This is a genomic window from Methylobacterium sp. W2 (assembly GCF_020662345.1).
Taxonomy (GTDB): domain Bacteria; phylum Pseudomonadota; class Alphaproteobacteria; order Rhizobiales; family Beijerinckiaceae; genus Methylobacterium.
On record NZ_VMOA01000007.1, the window covers coordinates 37,325 to 56,229 of the forward strand.

General features: G+C 63.2%; 15 protein-coding genes, 1 tRNA gene and 1 riboswitch. Of the genes, 14 read left to right on the forward strand and 2 right to left on the reverse strand.

Annotated features, from left to right (window positions below):
• Window positions 1–36: 36 nt before the first annotated feature.
• The 4 genes from FPV16_RS05545 to FPV16_RS05560 all read left to right on the forward strand — a co-directional run bounded on the left by FPV16_RS05545 (window position 37) and on the right by FPV16_RS05560 (window position 3,053).
• A complete protein-coding gene (locus FPV16_RS05545; protein ID WP_413629200.1) occupies window positions 37–525 on the forward strand; it encodes a chemotaxis protein CheW in 489 nt (162 codons plus the stop codon).
• Between the two features lie 23 nt (window positions 526–548).
• Entirely contained in the window at window positions 549–932 is a 384-nt protein-coding gene (locus FPV16_RS05550) for a response regulator (RefSeq protein WP_018042678.1), read from the forward strand.
• A gap of 79 nt (window positions 933–1,011) precedes the next feature.
• Window positions 1,012–2,181: a protein-glutamate methylesterase/protein-glutamine glutaminase gene (locus FPV16_RS05555; protein ID WP_227436855.1), complete on the forward strand. Its 1,170-nt coding sequence runs from the start codon at window positions 1,012–1,014 to the stop codon at window positions 2,179–2,181.
• Window positions 2,178–3,053, forward strand: coding sequence for a CheR family methyltransferase (locus tag FPV16_RS05560; protein WP_227436857.1), 876 nt, complete (start codon window positions 2,178–2,180; stop codon window positions 3,051–3,053). The genes FPV16_RS05555 and FPV16_RS05560 overlap by 4 nt, the downstream gene beginning before the upstream one ends.
• 468 nt (window positions 3,054–3,521) lie before the next feature.
• Here the strand turns inward: FPV16_RS05560 and ctrA are convergent, their stop codons facing one another.
• The gene (gene ctrA / locus FPV16_RS05565) at window positions 3,522–4,223 is read right to left on the reverse strand and encodes a response regulator transcription factor CtrA (protein ID WP_018042682.1); all 702 of its coding nucleotides are present in this window, start codon (window positions 4,221–4,223) and stop codon (window positions 3,522–3,524) included.
• A gap of 419 nt (window positions 4,224–4,642) precedes the next feature.
• On the opposite strand from ctrA, the gene fliI reads away from it, so the two are divergent.
• The 3 genes from fliI (at window position 4,643) to FPV16_RS05580 (ending at window position 7,685) form a co-directional block, all read left to right on the forward strand.
• Window positions 4,643–5,998: a flagellar protein export ATPase FliI gene (fliI, locus tag FPV16_RS05570; RefSeq protein WP_227436859.1), complete on the forward strand. Its 1,356-nt coding sequence runs from the start codon at window positions 4,643–4,645 to the stop codon at window positions 5,996–5,998.
• Between the two features lie 83 nt (window positions 5,999–6,081).
• Window positions 6,082–6,489: a flagellar export protein FliJ gene (fliJ, locus tag FPV16_RS05575; protein ID WP_027174293.1), complete on the forward strand. Its 408-nt coding sequence runs from the start codon at window positions 6,082–6,084 to the stop codon at window positions 6,487–6,489.
• A gap of 140 nt (window positions 6,490–6,629) precedes the next feature.
• On the forward strand, window positions 6,630–7,685 hold the full coding sequence (locus tag FPV16_RS05580) for a lysylphosphatidylglycerol synthase domain-containing protein (RefSeq protein ID WP_227436861.1): 1,056 nt from the start codon (window positions 6,630–6,632) through the stop codon (window positions 7,683–7,685).
• Between the two features lie 309 nt (window positions 7,686–7,994).
• On the opposite strand, the gene flhA is transcribed toward FPV16_RS05580, so the two are convergent.
• A complete protein-coding gene (flhA, locus tag FPV16_RS05585) occupies window positions 7,995–10,148 on the reverse strand; it encodes a flagellar biosynthesis protein FlhA (RefSeq protein ID WP_227436864.1) in 2,154 nt (717 codons plus the stop codon).
• Between the two features lie 482 nt (window positions 10,149–10,630).
• Here flhA and FPV16_RS05590 point away from each other — a divergent pair.
• The 7 genes from FPV16_RS05590 (at window position 10,631) to FPV16_RS05620 (ending at window position 18,836) form a co-directional block, all read left to right on the forward strand.
• Window positions 10,631–10,720 (forward strand) — tRNA-Ser (locus FPV16_RS05590).
• A gap of 357 nt (window positions 10,721–11,077) precedes the next feature.
• The gene (locus tag FPV16_RS05595; RefSeq protein ID WP_227436866.1) at window positions 11,078–11,968 is read left to right on the forward strand and encodes an ImmA/IrrE family metallo-endopeptidase; all 891 of its coding nucleotides are present in this window, start codon (window positions 11,078–11,080) and stop codon (window positions 11,966–11,968) included.
• Window positions 11,969–12,386: 418 nt separating this feature from the next.
• Window positions 12,387–13,367, forward strand: coding sequence for a hypothetical protein (locus FPV16_RS05600; RefSeq protein ID WP_227436868.1), 981 nt, complete (start codon window positions 12,387–12,389; stop codon window positions 13,365–13,367).
• Window positions 13,360–14,682: a hypothetical protein gene (locus tag FPV16_RS05605; protein WP_227436870.1), complete on the forward strand. Its 1,323-nt coding sequence runs from the start codon at window positions 13,360–13,362 to the stop codon at window positions 14,680–14,682. Before FPV16_RS05600 ends, FPV16_RS05605 begins: the two co-directional genes overlap by 8 nt.
• Before the next feature lie 247 nt (window positions 14,683–14,929).
• Entirely contained in the window at window positions 14,930–15,475 is a 546-nt protein-coding gene (locus FPV16_RS05610) for a recombinase family protein (RefSeq protein WP_227436872.1), read from the forward strand.
• 188 nt (window positions 15,476–15,663) lie between these two features.
• Window positions 15,664–15,876: riboswitch (cobalamin riboswitch) on the forward strand.
• Window positions 15,877–16,029: 153 nt separating this feature from the next.
• Window positions 16,030–17,976, forward strand: a complete 1,947-nt coding sequence (locus FPV16_RS05615) for a TonB-dependent receptor plug domain-containing protein (RefSeq protein ID WP_227437016.1) — start codon at window positions 16,030–16,032, stop codon at window positions 17,974–17,976.
• An 8-nt stretch (window positions 17,977–17,984) separates the two neighbouring features.
• Window positions 17,985–18,836: an ABC transporter substrate-binding protein gene (locus FPV16_RS05620; RefSeq protein ID WP_227436874.1), complete on the forward strand. Its 852-nt coding sequence runs from the start codon at window positions 17,985–17,987 to the stop codon at window positions 18,834–18,836.
• The last annotated feature ends 69 nt before the right edge of the window (window positions 18,837–18,905 follow it).

Below are 18,905 nucleotides of genomic sequence, written 5' to 3' on the forward strand. Positions count from 1 at the left end.
TTGGCCTTCGAACGAGATCGGACAATCTGAGCCATGATGCAGGCCGCAAACAGCAACAAGGGTGTCGATCCCGGCGCCACCACCGACTTCATCACCGTCTTCGTGGCCGACACCATGTTCGGTCTCGCCATCGACCGGGTCCACGACGTCTTCATCCCCGCCGGGGTGACGCCCGTGCCGTTGGCTCCGATGGAGATCGTCGGCCTCCTGAACCTGCGCGGACGCGTGGTCACGGCCCTGTGCCTGCGTCGCCGCCTCGGTCTCGCGGACCGCGCCGACGAGAGCCAGAAGATGGCGATTGGTCTGGAGCAGGGTGGAGAAACCTTCGCCCTCGTAGTCGACGGTGTCGGCGAGGTGCTGAAGTTGGGAGGCGACACGCACGAGCCGGTGCCGATCAACCTTGATTCCCGCTGGCGCAATCTCTCCCTCGGTGTGCACCGCCTCGATGGCCGGCTCCTCGTCATCCTCGATGTCGATGCGCTCCTCGCCTTCGGAACGCAGCGCGATATCGCTGGCGCCGCCTGACCTTCCAGATCGAGGACAGCCCCATGAAGAACTGTCTCGTCGTCGACGACTCCGCCGTCATCCGGAAGGTCGCACGGCGCATCCTCGAGACCATGAATTTCAAGGTCGGTGAAGCCGAGGACGGCGCCAAGGCCCTCACGGCCTGCATCGAAGCGATGCCCGACGTGATCCTGCTCGACTGGAACATGCCGACCATGGACGGCTACGAGTTCCTTCGCGCCCTGCGCCAGACCCCCGGCGGGATGGTGCCCAAGGTTCTGTTCTGCACCACCGAGAACGATGTCGGCGCCATCGCGAGAGCACTGCATGCCGGCGCCGACGAGTACATCATGAAGCCGTTCGACCGCGACATCGTCACGGCCAAGCTCGAACAGGTGGGGTTCGGCCAAGAGGCCGATGCCGCCTGACACGGAGGCGGCGTGGATCTCTGGTCTCGCCGGATCGTCGCTGAATAGTCCCCGTCATCACGACGAAGCGTAGAGTTCCATGGCCGCTGCCGCCTCCGTTCCCGTCTTCGCGCCCCCCGCGGGAGGTACCGCGAGCAACGCCGCTCGCGTGCGCGTCATGATCGCCGATGATTCGGCGGTCGTTCGCGGCCTTGTCGCTCGGTGGATCGGCGAAGCGGGATTCGAGGTGGTGGCGACCGCCTCGAATGGCCGCATCGCGCTGGAATCCATGTCGCGCACCGACCCCGACGTAGTGCTTCTCGACATCGACATGCCGGAACTCGACGGGACGCAGGCCCTGCCTCTGATTCTCGCCAAGAGCCCGGGCATCCAGGTCGTCATGATGTCGACGCTGACGACGCGCAACGCCGACATCTCTCTGCGATGTCTCGCCCTCGGCGCCGTCGATTACCTCGCCAAGCCGGAAAGCAATCGCGGCGTCACCACCTCGGATACGTTCCGCGCCGAACTGATCGAGCGCGTCCGCGTCTTCGGCGCCGCCCGTGCCCGGCGGCGACCACATACCGCTCCCGCTGCCGTGGGAGCGGTCCACATCGCCCCGGCACCGGCTCAACGACCGGCGACGCCGTTCGTCCTGCGCCCGAAGGCCCGCACCGGGATCCCGCCGCGCTGCCTTCTCATCGGTTCGTCCACGGGCGGCCCGCGCGCGGTCGGCGAGGTTCTGGAGAAGATCGGTAGCGCGACCCTGCGCCAGTTCCCCGTGCTGATCGTCCAGCACATGCCCCCGGTCTTCACGGCGGTCTTCGCCGAGCATCTCGGTGCCAGAGTCGGATTACCGGCCGCGGAGGGGAAGCCCGACGAACGTATCCAGCCGGGCCGCATCTACGTGGCGCCGGGCGGCCGCCATATGGGCCTGCAAGGAAACCGGAACGACCTCTCGATCCGGCTCGACGACGGTCCGGTCGTGAACTTCTGCCGGCCGGCGGTGGACGTGCTGTTCCACGATGCCGCCGCCCTCTACGGCGCGGCAGCCCTCGCGGTGATCCTGACCGGAATGGGATCCGACGGGACCAACGGCGCGCGCGCCCTCACGGAGGCCGGAGCCGCCGTGCTTGCGCAGGACGAGGCGACGAGCACCGTCTGGGGCATGCCCGGCAGCGTCGCTAAAGCGGGCCTCGCCCAGGCCGTCCTGCCGCTCGGTGAGCTCGGACCGGCACTCCGCAACCTCCTGACGGGGCATGCCGCATGACCGATCTCGAATTCGACTTCCTGCGCGGCTACCTCAAGACGCGTTCGGGCCTCGCCCTCAGCGCAGAGAAGCGCTACCTCATTGAAAGCCGGCTCACGCCCGTCTGCCGCCGCTTCAACCTCGCGACCCTCCACGATCTCGTGACCATGCTGAAGGCATCGCGCGACCAGAGCCTGGAACGCGCGGTGGTCGAGGCGATGACCACGAACGAAACCTTCTTCTTCCGCGACCGGGTCCCCTTCGACCTGTTCCGGGACGTGCTGTTACCGGAGGCCCTGATCCGCCGCGCGGCCCAGCGCCGCCTGCGAATCTGGTGCGCGGCATCCTCCACGGGCCAGGAGCCATACTCCCTGGCGATGATGATCCAGGACGCGGCGCCGCGCCTTGCCGGGTGGCAGGTGGATATCGTCGCCACCGACCTTTCCACGGAAGTGCTGCAGAAGGCCAAGGCCGGACTCTACAGCCACTTCGAGGTGCAGCGCGGCCTGCCGGTGCAATCCCTGCTCAAGCATTTCGAGCAGGTCGGCGAACAGTGGCGGATCTCAGCGAGCCTGCGCCAGATGGTGGATTTCCGCCCCCTGAACCTGCTGCATCCGTTCGATTCCCTCGGCACGTTCGACGTCATCTACTGCCGCAACGTGCTGATCTATTTCGATGCGCCGACGAAGGGCGACGTTCTGGCGCGCCTTGGCGCCAGCCTCGCCCCGGATGGCGTCGTCCTCCTCGGGGCTGCCGAAACGGTCATCGGCCTCACCGACCGGCTCGTGCCACACCCGCAGCATCGCGGGCTCTATGGCCAAGCGCCGAGCGCCGCGAGGCCGGGCTTGGCCACGCAGCCTCAGCCGATGCTGCGCAAGGTGGTCGGGCTGTAGTCGCCGCCCGGCAGTTGCCAGTTGGTCCGAGACACGAAGCGGGAGCACGCGGCCGAACGCCTGAGCAGGGTCGCATCGGCCCGTCAACGCTTGTCCCCGGTCAGCCCTTGTGAGGATCCCACGGTTTCGGACGCGAAGTCGTGACCGCTTTGTGAAGCCTGCTCAGGACACCACGGTGCGCATCCTCGTACAGCATGCGGTGGCATCGAGGTCGATGCCTTCGAGGGTCGCGAGAGCAGCGTTCGTGCGCGACATGCCATTTGATCCTCGAACGCCCGGTAACGATCGGCGGTAGAGTCATCCTGCTGACGCGGGACAGCGGTATCAACCGTCATCCGAATCGATCGCAGCACGAACGGACGCCGAGGGTACGGCGCATCATTTACCGCAGCTTGCTTCGTCTGACCGTCGCCCAACAAAAAAGCCCCGCTCACGCGAGGCCTTTTTCGAGTTCCGAGCCGAAACGGTTCAGACAGCGATCCGCTCTTCACCCTCGTTGGGTTCGCGCAGGACGTAGCCGCGTCCCCAGACGGTCTCGATGTAGTTCTTGCCGGAGGAGGCATTGGCCAGCTTCTTACGCAACTTGCAGATGAAGACGTCGATAATCTTCAACTCGGGCTCGTCCATGCCGCCGTAGAGGTGGTTGAGGAACATCTCCTTCGTGAGGGTCGTGCCCTTCCGCAGCGAGAGAAGCTCCAGCATCTGATATTCCTTGCCGGTGAGATGGACCCGGCTGCCGGTGACCTCGACGGTCTTCTGATCGAGATTCACGATCAGATCGCCGGTGGTGATGACCGACTGGGCATGCCCCTTCGAGCGGCGGACGATCGCGTGAATGCGAGCGACCAGTTCATCCTTATGGAAAGGTTTGGTGAGGTAATCATCGGCTCCGAAGCCGAGGCCCTTCACCTTGTCCTCGATGCCAGCCATGCCTGAGAGGATCAAGATCGGCGTCTTGACCTTCGCCACGCGGAGGTTGCGCAGCACCTCGTAGCCCGACATGTCGGGGAGGTTCAGGTCGAGAAGGATGATGTCGTAGTCGTAGAGCTTGCCGAGGTCGATTCCTTCCTCGCCGAGATCCGTCGTGTAGGTGTTGAAGCTCTCCGACTTGAGCATCAGTTCGATGCTCTGCGCGGTCGCGCTGTCGTCTTCGATCAGAAGTACCCGCATCGTCGGTCCCCAGCCCAGCCGGCCGTATTCAGCGTTCGGGCAAGCCCCCGCCGTTCGTCCACCACCGGCCCGTGGCAGACGCTCCCTCGTCATAGACGTGAAACGCTAATGGTTAATCGTTAACAAAACCTGATTCTCGGTGGCAAGCGCAGATTTGAACGTTCCGGGAAATCATGCTGCGACCGATCGACAATCCGTCCCCGAGAGGTGACGGGCCGGCGCAAGCATTACACGAAAACAATCAGCTAAGCACTTGATAGATTTGCCTTCATCGACAGCTGTATCTCAACTGACACGCCCAAGCGATGCTTCGCATTCGCACGGGACACATGTCCGTCAACGAATGGCGACGGACCGCTTCAAGCCCGATGTACGCAGTGTTAAGGAGGGAGGTAAACGAAACGTTGAGAGACGCGCAGATGACGGACCGGCCCCGCGTTTCTCCCACGCTCAATCTGGCCGCGGCCCAGGCTGCCCTCGCCGGCATCCATCCCCTGGAGACCTTCGGTCGCGTCGTCGCCATCAAAGGACTCCTGGTTGAAGTCGTAGGACCCGTCGCTGCGATGCGGCTCGGCGGACGCCTTGACATCATGGTGGAGAACGCAGCGGGCGCTGTGCCTTGCGAGATCATCGGCTTTCAGGGGGATCGCGCGCTGGCGATGCCGTTCGGATCGCTCGAAGGCGTCCGTCGCGGATGCCCGGCCATGGTGCGCGACGAGGCGGCCGGCGCGATTCGTCCCTCCGCCGGCTGGCTCGGGCGGACCATCGATGCCCTCGGTCGTCCCGTCGACGGACTCGGCCCGCTGCCGCCGGGCCCTGCCATCTACCCCCTGCGCGCCGATCCGCCCCCGGCCCATGCCCGGCGCAGGGTCGGCCCGCCGCTGGATCTCGGCATCCGCTGCATCAACACCTTCATCACCATGTGCGCCGGCCAGCGCATGGGCATCTTCGCCGGCTCCGGCGTGGGCAAGTCCGTCCTTCTCTCCATGCTCGCCCGCTACACGGCGGCGGATGTCGCCATCATCGGCCTCGTGGGCGAGCGCGGGCGCGAGGTGCAGGAGTTCCTGCAGGACGATCTCGGCCCCGCCGGCCTCGCCCGTTCGGTCGTGGTGGTGGCGACGTCGGACGAGCCGGCCCTGATGCGGCGCAACGCGGCCTACGTCACCCTCGCCATGGCGGAGTATTTTCGCGATCAGGGCGCTCAGGTCCTCTGCATGATCGACTCGATCACCCGATTCGCCATGGCCCAGCGCGATATCGGCCTCGCCGCCGGCGAGCCCCCCACCGCCAAGGGCTACACCCCCACGGTCTTCAGCGAATTACCACGTCTCCTGGAGCGGGCCGGCCCCGGAACGGGGCAGGGCGCGATCTCGGGCCTGTTCACGGTGCTGGTGGAAGGCGACGATCACAACGAACCGGTGGCCGACGCGGTGCGCGGCATCCTTGACGGCCACATCGTCATGGAGCGCGGCATCGCCGAGCGGGGACGCTATCCCGCCATCAACGTCCTACGCTCCGTCTCCCGGACCATGCCGCGGTCCTGCGACCCTGCTCATCTGCCCACCGTGAGGCGCGCCCGGCGCATCCTCTCCACCTACGCCGACATGGAAGAGCTCATCAGACTCGGTGCCTACAGGGCCGGCGCATCGGCCGAAGTCGACGAGGCGGTGGGGTTGATGCCAAGTATCGAGGCTTTTCTGGGTCAGAGTAAGGAAGAAGCAACCTCGATAGGCGAGGGTTATCAGCGGTTGGCAGCGATCGTCGGCGGCGCCTGAGTGACGTTCGGAACGTCGTCTCATTTGTCTCCGGCGGCGGCAGCGTCGGCCTTTCGTGCGTGGCGTGGAATGGGACCCTCAATATGAAATCGCGTGACACGTTGATCCGGCTGCGCCGCTTCCAGGTCGACGAGAAGCGTCGGCGGGTGACGCAAATCGAGATGATGATGGCCGATTTCAACCGGATGGCGTCCGAGCTCGACCGTGAAGTGGCCTACGAGGAAGGCCGCGCCGGCATCACCGATACCGGTCATTTCGCCTATCCCACCTATGCCCGCGCCGCGGCGACCCGCCGGGACAACATGCGTCAATCCGCGCTCGCCCTCGAAGGCCAGCTCACCGACGCCAAGGCCGAGCTCGGCGAGGCGTTCGAGGAACTCAAGAAGATCGAGATCCTCGAGGATCGCGAACGCACGGCCGAGCGCGTTGCCGAAGCGGCCCGCGACCAGGCGGCCATGGACGGTATCGGCCTCTCCCGCATTCGCGCGTGAGCGATCCGCGGTCGGCACGGCACGAAGTCGTCATGTTCACATGACATCTGTCCGGGTAATGCCTTAGCCGGCCGTCTCGCTTGCGATGCTCAGCGCGGTCGTGCAGGTAGGCTGGGCTGTGGGGGCATGACCGGTTCGCAATGAAAACAATCAAGGATTTCGCCTGGCCGCTCATCGGCATCCTGGCGATCGCGATCTCCGGCTACTTTCTCTACCAGGAGCTGAAGACCACATCGATGGCGGCGGTATGGGGGGCCATCGTCGCCATCCCGCCCCATCGCATGGCTCTGGCAGGGCTCTCGACCCTCATCGCCTATGCGGCTCTCGCCTGGTACGACCGGATCGCGCTGCTGCATCTGGGCGTGCGCGGCATCTCCTGGTTCTTCGTGGCGGTGTGCTCGTTCACCACCTACGCGCTCTCCCACAATATCGGCGCCTCGGTCTTCTCCGGCGCCCTGGTGCGCTATCGCGCCTACACGGCCAAAGGCCTTTCGGCCGCCCAAGTGGCGGTGCTGGTGGCCTTGTGCTCGTTCACCTTCTTCCTCGGAACGATCCTGCTCGGGGGCGTCGTCCTCGTGATCGAGCCGCAGCTGCTCTCGCGGCTCAAGGGGATCCTGCCCGGCTTTCTCACCGATCCGAAGACCGCGCTCATCGTCGGCATCGGCCTGCTCGCCTTCGTCGCGCTCTACGTCGCCGGGTCGATCCTGCGCCTCCCGCCGCTCCACATTCGCAAGTTCAAGCTCGAATATCCGCGCCCCGCAATCATGGGCCGGCAGCTCCTGGCTGCGCCCCTCGAACTGCTCGGCGCGGCCGGCATTCTCTATTTCGCCCTCCCTGAGGCGGTGAATCCCGGCCCCATCGCAGTCATCGCGATCTTCCTCGCCTCCTTCTCCGTCGCTCTGGTCTCGAACGCACCGGGCGGCCTCGGCGTCTTCGAACTCGTCTTCATCACGGCGATGCAGATCACTGATCCCGGCCAGAAGGACGCGATCATCGCAGCCGTCATCGTGTTCCGGGTCTTCTATTTCTGGATACCGGCGCTGATTTCGGTGGTCGTCGTCCTGCTCTACGAGCGCTCACGCCTCGCCGACCTCGCAAGAGCGCCGCAGGCCTCTGCCGTGCCCGCACCGCCGGTCGTCGCTCCGGGCCTCGATGCGAACAGGATCGAGAAGAAGCTGGAGAAGAAGCCTCTCTAAGCGGTTTCGCGTTGGTAAGCCAACGCGTCACCTCGCTCAGGCTTTTGAAGTGTCGCAGGTTTCAGGACGCAAAACCCGCGACCACTTTTGCTAAACCTGCTTAAGGACCGGATCGGCTTCGCTCTCGACAGCGGTCCCACACCGCCGGAGTGTCCGGCCGGAAAGTCCCGGTCGATCTCGCCGCCTTCAGAGCAACGCTTTCGGAAGGGCTCGGCAATCAAGGCTCGGGGGCGGTTCGCCCGGAGCGAGGACGCGCTCTGGAGGGAACCGGCTATACCCGATCGGATCCGGCATCGCGTGCTGTTTCCCTCAAACCGAGCCCACCGTCCGCAGCCGCGCGCGCGGGTGGATCTCCGCTTGGCTCATCACCGCGGTCTCGCGGCGGAAGCGCTCGATGATCGAGCGTACGAAAGGCCGGGCCTGGACCGAGGTGACGAGGACTGGCATCTCGCCCATGCGCGCCGCCTGCTCGAAGCGGTCGCGCACCGTGTTGACGAATTCCGACAGTTTTGACGGCTGCATGGCGAGGTAGCGTTCGTCGCGCTCGCCCGCGATGGATTCGAGAAAGGCCTGCTCCCAGGCCGGCGACAGGGTGATGATCGGCAGCATGCCGTCATGCCCCTGGTACTGCGCGCAGATCTGGCGGCCGAGGCGGGCACGGACATGCTCGACGATGTCGCGCGGGTTCTTCACATGGCCCGCCACCTCGGCGATGCCCTCGACGATGGAGCCGAGATCGCGGATCGAGACCCGCTCGGCCAGCAGGAACTGCAGCACGCGCTGGATGCCCGTGGTGCCGATCTGCGAGGGCACCACCTCCTTGAGGAGATCGGCATGGTCCTTCGAGAGCTCCTTCAGCAACTTCTGGACCTCCACGTGATTCAGCAGTTCCGACACATGCGCCTTAATGATCTCGGTGAGATGGGTCGAGACCACGGTGGCTGCGTCCACCACGGTATAGCCCTTGAGCTGCGCCTGATCGCGTAGAGAGGCGTCGATCCATGTCGCCGGCAGGCCGAAGGTCGGCTCCAGCATGTGCTGGCCGGGCAGCTGCACCTGTCCACCCATCGGGTCCATGGCCATGAACTGGCCGGGGAAGATCTGCCCCGTGCCGGCCTCGATCTCCTTCACCCGCACGACATAGGCGTTGGAATCGAGCTGGACGTTGTCGAGGATGCGGACCGAGGGCATGACGAAGCCGAGTTCCGCCGCGAGCTGGCGGCGCAGGGCCTTAATCTGGTCCGTCAGCCGGTCCTGGCCTTCCTGTCCGTTGACGAGGGCGAGGAGCGCATAGCCCATCTCGAGCTTGAGGTCGTCGAGCTTGAGGAGATCGGTCACCGTCTCCTCCTTGGCGGCCTGGGCCGCCGCCACCGCGGTGGCATCCATCGGCGCACCGTCGGAATCCAGGGGCGGGGCCTCGCGGGCAAGCTTGGCGAAGTGCCATGCGGCATAGCCCGAGGCGCCCGCGAGGGCGAGGAACGGCAGCATCGGCATGCCCGGCAAGAACGAGATCAGCACCATCACGCCCGACGACATGCCGAGCGCCTTGGGGTAATTGGCGAGCTGCTTGCCGAGGGCTTTGTCGGCCGAGCCCTTCACGCCCGCCTTCGAGACGAGGATGCCGGCCGCCGTCGAGACGATGAGGGCCGGCACTTGGCTCGCGAGGCCGTCGCCGATGGTGAGCAGTGTGTAGGTCTTGGCCGCCGCGCCGAAAGGCATGCCCTGCTGGGCCACGCCGATGATGATGCCGCCGATCACGTTGATGAAGGTGATGAGCAGCGCGGCGATGGCGTCTCCGCGCACGAATTTCGAGGCACCGTCCATGGCACCGAAGAAGGAGGATTCCTCCTCCAGCGCGGCCCGGCGGGCTTTCGCCACTTTCTCGTCGATGAGGCCGGCGGAGAGGTCGGCGTCGATCGCCATCTGCTTGCCGGGCATGGCGTCGAGAGTGAAGCGGGCCGCGACTTCCGCGATACGGCCCGACCCCTTGGTGATGACGACGAAGTTCACGATGATCAGGATCGCGAACACGATGATGCCGATGACGAAGTTGCCGCCCATCACGAAGTTGCCGAACGCTTCGATGACGTGGCCCGCCGCCGCCGTGCCCTCGTGGCCATGGCCGAGGATGAGGCGTGTCGAGGCGAGGTTCAGCGCCAGCCGCAGCAGGGTCGCGACGAGGAGCAGGGTCGGGAAGACGGTGAATTCCAGCGGATTGTCGATGAACAGGCCCGTCATCATGATCAGCACCGAGATGATGATCGAGACGGCCAGCAGCAGGTCGAGCAGGAACGCGGGCAGGGGAAAGATGAGCACCGTGAGGATGCCCATCACGGCGGTGGCGAAGAACAGGTCCGTGCGCTTCGAGAGCGCGGTCAGGTTGGCACGGTTCGGGATCGCGAAGCTCGCGAACTGCGAGACGCTCATCCCCGGAGCCGGCGCGGCGGCGCCTGTCTCGCTCATACTCGAACCCTCGTGTCCCACGCGGACCCGGCAAGATTTGCCGAGTTCAGGGTTAGCGAAGGGTTAACGCGACGCGGTGGAGGCCGTTAAATCTTGCCCTGGCTCGCACCGTTCCGGAGCCGGGGGCACTCCGGGCGATCGCACGTCCGAGCCCGGGGCCGTGAGGTGATGCTGACCCTATCGATCGTCGCCCCCCGGGTCGTTCGTCCGCTCCCCCCAAATGGGCGGGATCGCACCGACCCGGATGGCATCCGTCGGCGCACCGCGTTCGGCGAGCGCGATCCCGATGCAGTGACACCTCCCTGCCTTTCGCCGCCGCCGCCCCGGTGCTGATGGGACACAGGCAGGCAGCGGCATCGGGAAATCGCATGTTTCCTCACCCGATCGGTACGCTGGTCCCTTGCACGGTAGGAACTCGGCTAGTACAGCACGCCACTCGCTCATCGCCGCCGCTGAAAAAGCTGGCTCCGATGTGAGAGACTGGAGGGGTGGCCGAGTGGTTGAAGGCGCACGCCTGGAAAGTGTGTATACCGGAAACGGTATCGCGGGTTCGAATCCCGCTCCCTCCGCCATTTGACTACGCCAAACCCTTGAAATTGCTGCGGAATTTGGCCTGACGACCGGCGACCACCGCCAATTTACCCCACATTTTGTATCGGCTTGTGTCGGCTAAAGCTGGATCGAGCTGGACTTCGCCTCGCGCGCGCGAGGCCGAGCGCTTGGGGTTCATGGCAGCGCTTGATCAATGCGACTTTTTGGCTGGAGGCGCTGATTTCCGGCCAGGAGGATGCGTTTGATGAGCAGGCAACCGCTCAAGGCACGCGGCGACATCGGATTCCTTCCTGTACGAACTCCCCACAGTCCGGTTTCGGGACAGCTGGTGCATGGCAGCCTGATGATCGGCTCAAGGACTGGAAGGGGCTTCAAGGATGCCGATCAACAGGAAGGATCTGGCCGACGCGAGCTCGCCGGAGGCGCTTGTCAAACGCATCCTAAAGGCCGAGCCGAACCTGCCGGTGCCCGTACCGATCCAGGAGCTGTGCGCACGCCTCGGGATCCTTAGGATCGAGGACCTGGACACTGACGGGTTCGAGGGCGGCCTCGCGACCGACGCGAAGCGATCCGAAGGGATCATCCTTGCCAAGCGCGGGGGCGAACCGCGTCGCCGCTTCACTATTGCGCACGAACTCGGCCACTTCCTTATGATGCACCACGCCCCGGATCAGCCCGGCCGGTTCCTGTGCAAGAGCTCTGACCTACTGCGCCTCACAGCCAAGGAGGGCGACCAGCGGCAGCGCCGTGAGGTCGAGGCCAACCGCTTCGCCGCACTCGTGCTGATGCCCCCGCACTTGCTGAGGGAGGCCATGGCAGCCTTTCCCGAACCCAATCTGCAGCACGTTCTTGCGCTCGCGCGCGAATTTGCTGTCGGTAAGGAAACGGCGGCTCGGGCCTACGTGCAGTACCACCCCGAGCGGATCGCTATCGTCGTGGTGGGCAACGGCCGGGTGCAGCGGTGCTACCGCAGCCTCTCATTTCCGACCATCATCTGCGCGGTCGGCAGCCCGGTCCCGACACGCTCGCGCTATCGTAGCAGTTCGCATCGGCCGAACATCGCGGGCGACATCGCCCCGTGCAGTCCCGATCTTTGGATCGATGTGAAGCGCGACTTCCGCGCGCCGGCCCTCTACGAGCAGGTGTATCTTCAGCAGAGCGGCTTCGCGATGATCCTGCTGCGTCTGGAACCCATCTCGGATGAGAGCGCGGAGGGGAGCAGGTTAAATGAGGGCTGGTGTCACCGCTTTCACTCGGGGCGACGGTAGACGAGGCTTAGCGGGCGTTGCGCGGCTGATCGCGGCGGTTATGAAGCGTATCTCAGAACTCTTCGGCCTTGCTATTGCGCGACAGAATTTTCAGGATGGCGTGGGCGGATGATCGCCCGAACAAAATCTTGGTAACCCCAGACGCTACTAACAACCTCGCGTTGGGCACGTCGCGAAGTGGACTGAGCTTGGAATTGCTAGCCCATGCTGTTACGCACGTCTGAACCTTCGAAGGCTGTGAGGGCTCTGAACGCTGAGCAAATCCATCGCACTGTTACCGCGCGCAACGAGACAATTTCCTGCCGCCCGAACTGATCGGATAGCCTGACTTCCAATGGCGTACGAGCGAAGCGTATCATTCAGAACGCACCTCTAATCTAATGTAGGAGACTTGCTCGGCGAGGCAAAAATCTCATGCATGCACACCGTCAGGCTTGTCATCAGCCTTGTCTCGCAGCTTGCAGCATACACTGAGGAGGGCGTCGCCCTCGCACCATCCGTTTTCATCTGCAACTCGGTTTCAAGACTGATCCACATGGGTGGAGCGGGAGAATATGTTCCTCTTGGCACTGGCGCTGAAACCGAGGGTGCTGCTGGGAAAATCCTTAAAGCGGCGGCACCGCTTTGTTCCGGCATTTGGCGGATCTACGTCGAGCGCTCTGCTGACGGCGCTACCTGCAATTTCGGCGTGTTCTGCGGATCCAGTGATCCGTCGTCTTTCACAGTGGACGAGACATTGCTCCAAGGCGTAGACGAAAATTTTCCAATTATTCGTATAGCTCAGAGTGTCGTCAATAAAGTTGAGGTGCGAACCAGCTCAGGCAGCGGCATCGAGTTTCGTTTCAATTCCGACGCTGATATTAGCCAACTTGACAATCAATCGAAGGTCTCAAAACTATCGTCTGCTGCATGCTCTGACATCATTCCGGATGATGAGTCTTTTGCCCGGTTCGTCGAGCGAGTATTGTCTGCAGCTATTCGAGATTCACACGGCACATTGCTTGTTGTTGTTCCTGCCTCAAGAGGCAGCGTTCCAGATCAGCTATCGGACGTCTTACCTATTTCTCCACCCGTAGACTTGTACGAGCGATACCAACTACATTTGTCGGAGAATAAGACTGCTATTTCAGTTAGCAGGCTTCAGGCTGCAGCGGAACTACTCGCTGGCTTAATAAACAGTGACGGTATCACAGTGTTAGATACACGAGGCCGGATCCTCGGCTACCGAGCTTTTGTAAAGAGCGATGAACCGGCGAAGCCATCGGAAGGTGGAGCTCGTACCCGGGCATACGCGGCTTTGACCGCTCTGGTTGGACCGGTGCTGAAAGCAGCGTTTTTTCGGTCGCAGGATGGTAGAATGGATTTGAAGGTTTCAGCCGGGAGTAGCACCAATGCCTAACGCTCTAACGGTATGGACTGAGCCAACCGGCGCGATTGTGCCGAGATCTGCCATTGCTCCAAATGCCATCGTTGCGGTCGCCAAAGGTCTAACGACTCGCGACCAAAGGCAGGTGGTTGCCGCTTTCGAAGCTGAGTCGTACGAGATGGTAGCGGGCTTTGTCCTCAACAAAGCGCTGTCTCAGCTCAAAAAACAACTTTCATCCTTGGGCATGGAATTTGTTGGTGAGATGCTGGGTAGGCAGGATCTTGATGCGGACTCGATTCCAACAGTTAGTATTTCGAATTTTGAAGCAGTACGCCTTGCGCAAGAGCTTGGAATACTAAATTCAACTGACGCGAAAAGATTAAGCCAGCACACAGAGCTGTTGGCTCATTTTGATAACCTCGACGCAAATTCGGCTGAATACGAGGAAATGTCTAGAGAGGAAGCGGTCGGCTTCCTAAGAACATGCGTTAATTCGGTGCTTGGTCACGGCGACAACTTTGCTCCCACCGAATTTGTAACATTTCGTTCAGCGCTCGAAAATCGTACCTTTAAATCGACCGACAGCGACATCGCTGCTCTTCACGCAGCGCCATATTTCTTTAAGCGGACGACTCTCAGCATTTTACTATCAGCCATGAAGTCGCGAAGTGGTGCGCAGTTCGAGCACACCTTGGGTAATATTGTCGTGATTGTTCCTGTTCTCTGGCCACAATTGAGAGACGCGGAGAAATGGTCAGTAGGTCAAGCATACGCGGAAGCAGTTAACGCTGGAGCCTCTGCAGCCATTCTCGCGCTCAAGCGAGCGCTGATGGCAGTACAGGGTTTCGACTATGTGCCAGAGACTTTGAGGTCTCAAACATTTTCGGCTGCAGCTTCGGCAATCATCAATGTCCATTCGGCGGGTAACAATTTCTATAATGAGCCTTCTGCCGTATCTGCGTTGGTAAAGCTGGGATCGACAATTCCATGGCCTGCATTTCCAATTTGCATGTCCTCTGTGTTCGCGGTTTATCTAGGCAATATGTATGGTCATACATGGGGGGCGCAGCGGGACGTCGAAAGTCTTCTAAAGCGGCTGACGAACAATCAGTGGGAATATTACTTGAACGAGTGCTTGCCTAATGATCAGCTGATCCTGCAAAAGCTTACTTGGTATGACAAGCCTCGGGATAGGTGGATTGAGCTATGTGATAGTTTCCCACTTACACAGCTTGCGCTTAAGTCGAAGGATTCTCTCGATATCGTCGAGGCGGCAGCAGCAAAAAAAGTCACGCGGTTGAAAAACGTTGCCGAGAGAATGCTGAAAAAATCGGAGCTTAGATCCTAGAAGCTTATGCGGAACGAATTGAACCATTATAGATATAAGGATCTCTAAGCAATCAACGTATGCGCCCAGCGGTCATGGTAAGAAGCGGCTGGGGGCATTTGGTTACAAGTCGAAAATCGCAGCTTGCAACATCAGCTCATACCCTGGCGTGACGTAACATGGCCGCCACCAGCCATCGTAACATCTGGGTTGACACCGGCTATTTGTGACAAGGTAGCCTCGGGCCTAAAGCTTGAGGTTACAAAACATGGCCCGCATCTGTTACGCCCGCGTCAGCACCCTTGACCAGGACCTCGACGGGCAGGTCGCCCGGCTGAAGGCCGAGGGTTGCGGCGTCATTCGTTCGGAGAAGGTTTCCGGCGGCAGCCGTGATGGCCGAGCCGAGTTGGCAACGGTGCTGGAGTTTCTTCGGCCCGGCGACGAACTCGTGATCACGCGCCTCGACCGGCTCGGCCGCGATACCCGGGACGTTCTGAACCTCATTCACGAGGCCGAGCAGCGCGGCGCCTGTGTCACGGTACTCGACCCCCACGTTTCGACCCGAGGGGAAATGGGCCACGTAGTTCTGACGGTGCTCGGCATGGTCGCCCAAATGGAACGGCGGTTCATTAAGGAGCGGCAGCGCGAAGGCATTGAGCGCGCCAAGGGCAGTGGCGTTTACGCCGGCGGCAAGCGCCGTCTCGACCGCGAACGGATCAAGGCAATGGCGTCGGCAGGCAATGGCGCCGCGGAGATTGCTTCGGCTTTGGGCTGCTCCCGTATGCAGGTGTATCGGGTGATTAGAGAGGCTTGACTGATAGCCTGTAAGCAAGGGTGCAGATGTCCCTAAGTGTTTTACGACGGTCCGCTTCCGATATGAATTTTTTTAAAGGCGGACGCTGAGTAGCACCGGGGCAATCTTTTGAAAGTGCCGACCTGTAACCTTTCGAGCACACACGGCCGGAAAGCCTTTGCGTGCCATTGACGGCGGACGCTTTGATCGCGTTCCTTGTCCCCGACGGTTCCTCCCCGGAGGATCAAAAGGGAACGCGGTGAGGATGAGGTCCGAAAAGGCCTCCCCGAAGCCGCGGCTGCCCCCGCAACTGTAAGCGGCGAGCCCATCATCAACACGTCACTGGGTCTTTGGGCCTGGGAAGACGATGAGAGGGCGGTGACCCGCGAGCCAGGAGACCTGCCGTCAGTCGTGGTCACACGCGAAACGCATCGGGCGGGGTGTCCTGATGGGTGTCGAGGCGTTCGGCTGTCCTAACGGCAGGCAAGCGCCCAGGCCTCGTTCGCGGTGACGTGCCACAGACGTCGCCCGAGGCTTGTCCCGTGTCCTTTACCTCCCGATCCGCGTGCCTGCGCATGCTCGCGCTCGCCTGCGCCTCCCTTCCCGGTCCCGTGCTCGCGCAGCAGACCGCCGCCCCCTTCGCCGACGTCCCGCGCGGGGCCGAGGCGGCCGTCACGCTCTCCGAGCTTTCCGTCTCCGCCACCGGCGTACCGACGCCCGTCGACCAGGTCGGATCGAGCGTGACGGTGCTCACCGCCGCCACGCTGGAGGCCCAGCAGCGCCGCACCGTCCCAGATGCCCTCCAGCAGGTGCCGGGCCTCAACGTCGTCCAGACCGGTGGACCCGGGGGGCAGACCTCGGTGTTCATCCGCGGCTCGAACTCGAACCACGTGAAGGTGCTCATCGACGGGATCGACGCGACCGACCCGTCGAACCCGAACGGCTCCTTCGACTTCGGGCAACTCCTGACCGACGACCTCTCCCGCATCGAGGTGCTCAGGGGGCCCCAGAGCGGCCTCTACGGCAGCGACGCCATCGGAGGCGCGATCTCCTTCACGACGAAACGTGGCGAGGGACCGGCCAGGGCTACCGCGCGGATCGAGGTCGGCTCGTTCGGGACGTTCAACCAGAGCGGCCGGATCAGCGGGTCGGAAAACGGCTTCGACTACTCGGTGTCGATCCAGCATCTCCGGGCTGCCGCAACGCCTGTGACGCCGCCCAACCTCGTCGCCCCAGGAACGACGACCCGCCCGAACTATTACGACAACGAGACCGTCTCGGCGAAGTTCGGCTACCAGTTCACCGACACGTTCCGGATCAACTCGATCACGCGGTTCATCAACTCGAAGCTGCTCTTCAGCGGCGACGACTACGGCACCTTCCCGGTGACGCTGGGCGGCCTGCGCAGCCAGGCGGACGTGCAGCAAGTCTTCACCCGCAACGAGGCCGAGTGGACGCCGTTCGCCGGTTTCCACAACGTCTTCGCGATCAACTACTCGAACCTTTACAACCGCCAGATCCAGAACGCCTACGACCCGTTCAACCCGTTCCCGACCGCCGGCCTCGGCGAGCGCACGCGGTACGAGTACCGCGGCGACTACCAGCTCTCGCCCGGCAACCTCGTTCTGTTCGGCGCGCAGCGTGACGACGAAAGCCTGTCGACCACCGATCCGAACCCGTTCGGTTCCGGCAACCTGCGGGCCAGGAACGGCAATACCGCCGGCTACGGCGAGATACAGCTGACGCCGTTCGACCGTGCCTCTTTCGTCGCCAACGTTCGCCACGACGAGAACGACGCCTTCGGACCGGCCACCACGTTCCGCGTCGCCCCGAGCTACATCCTGCCGTTCACCGACACGCGGATCAAAGGCAGCGTCGGCACCGGCTTCAAGGCGCCGACCCTGAGCCAGCTGTTCCAGAGCTTCCCGGCGTTCAACTTCTTCGCCAACCCCAACCTCAAGCCGGAAGAGAGCCTCGGCTACGATGCCGGCTTCGAACAGCCGCTCGGCGAGCGCGTTCTCGTCGGCGCAACCTATTACGCCAACGACTTCAAGAACCTGATCAACACCAACGCCAGCTTCACCTCGAACGAGAACGTCGGGCGAGCCGAATCCTACGGGGCCGAGGCCTTCGTTGCGGTCCGGTTCACCGACACGTTCTCGGGCCGGGTCGACTACACCAACACCGTGACCAAGAATGAGATTACCAACCAGGAGCTCCTGCGCCGGCCCCGCCACAAGGGCAGCGCCACCGCTCAGTGGACGCCGATCCCCGGCCTGATCTTCAGCGGGACGGTGATCGTGCTTGGCCACTTCGTAGACGGAAACAGAGACTTCTCGCTACAGAGGCTGAAGAACCCAGGCTTCACCCTCGTCAACCTCGCGGTCAACTACGACGTGAACGAGACGGTGAGTGTGTTCGGTCGGATCGATAACCTGTTCGACCGCCGCTACGAGAACCCCACCGGCTTCCTCGGGCCGGGCCTCGCCGTGTACGGCGGCGTCCGCGTGACGACGTTCTGAGGATTGCGATGTCGATGCGATGGACGCTGGCTGCGCTGACGATTGCGGTCTGGCCTGGTCTGTCAGGTGCGGGGTGGGCGGCAGACGAGCCGGCGCATCCGGTCCACGTCGTCTCGATGAACCTCTGCGCCGACGAGCTGGTCCTGCGGCTCGCCGACCGCGACCAGGTCACCGCCGTGACGTACCTTGCCCATGACCCGCGCGGCTCGACCGTCGCGCGGGAGGCCACCGGCATCGCGGTTACCCGTGGCCTCTCGGAGGAGATCGTCGCGCTCCGGCCCGACCTCGTCGTGGCCGGCGCCTTCACGACGCGAACAACCGTCGGACTGCTCAAGCGCGTCGGCTTCCCCCTCCTCGAACTCGGCGTACCCAACGACTTCGATGGGGTCAAAGCCCAGATCCGGACGGTCGCGGCGTTTCTCGGGCACGCCGCGCGCGGCGAGGCTATGGTCGCGGAACTCGATGCGCGGTTGGCGCAGGTGGTGCCGGCGGCAAAACCGTTGCGGGCACTCGTCATGCGCCCGAATGCCTTCACGGTCGCACCCGGCAGCCTTGGCGATGCGATCATCCGCAGCGCCGGCCTCGTCAACGTTGCGGCCGAACTCGGTCGCGACCGCTTAGGGCAGGTCCCGTTGGAAGCGGCGGCCTTCGCCGACGCCGACCTCATCGTCCTCGACGAGGGGGAGCCCGGCAGGCCGTCGCTCGCCGACGCCCTAATGCATCACCCCGTCCTCGACGCGCTGCGCCGACAGAATCGCACCGTCTCGATCCCGAACCGGCTCTGGACCTGCCCGGGTCCCCAGGTCGCCGAGCTCGTGGCCTTGCTCGCCGCCGCCGCACGCGAACGGGCAGAGCCATGAACGTACCCATTCCACCTTCTACCCGGATCGAATGCGCGGTCGTCGGATCACGCAGCATCGTCGGGCTCC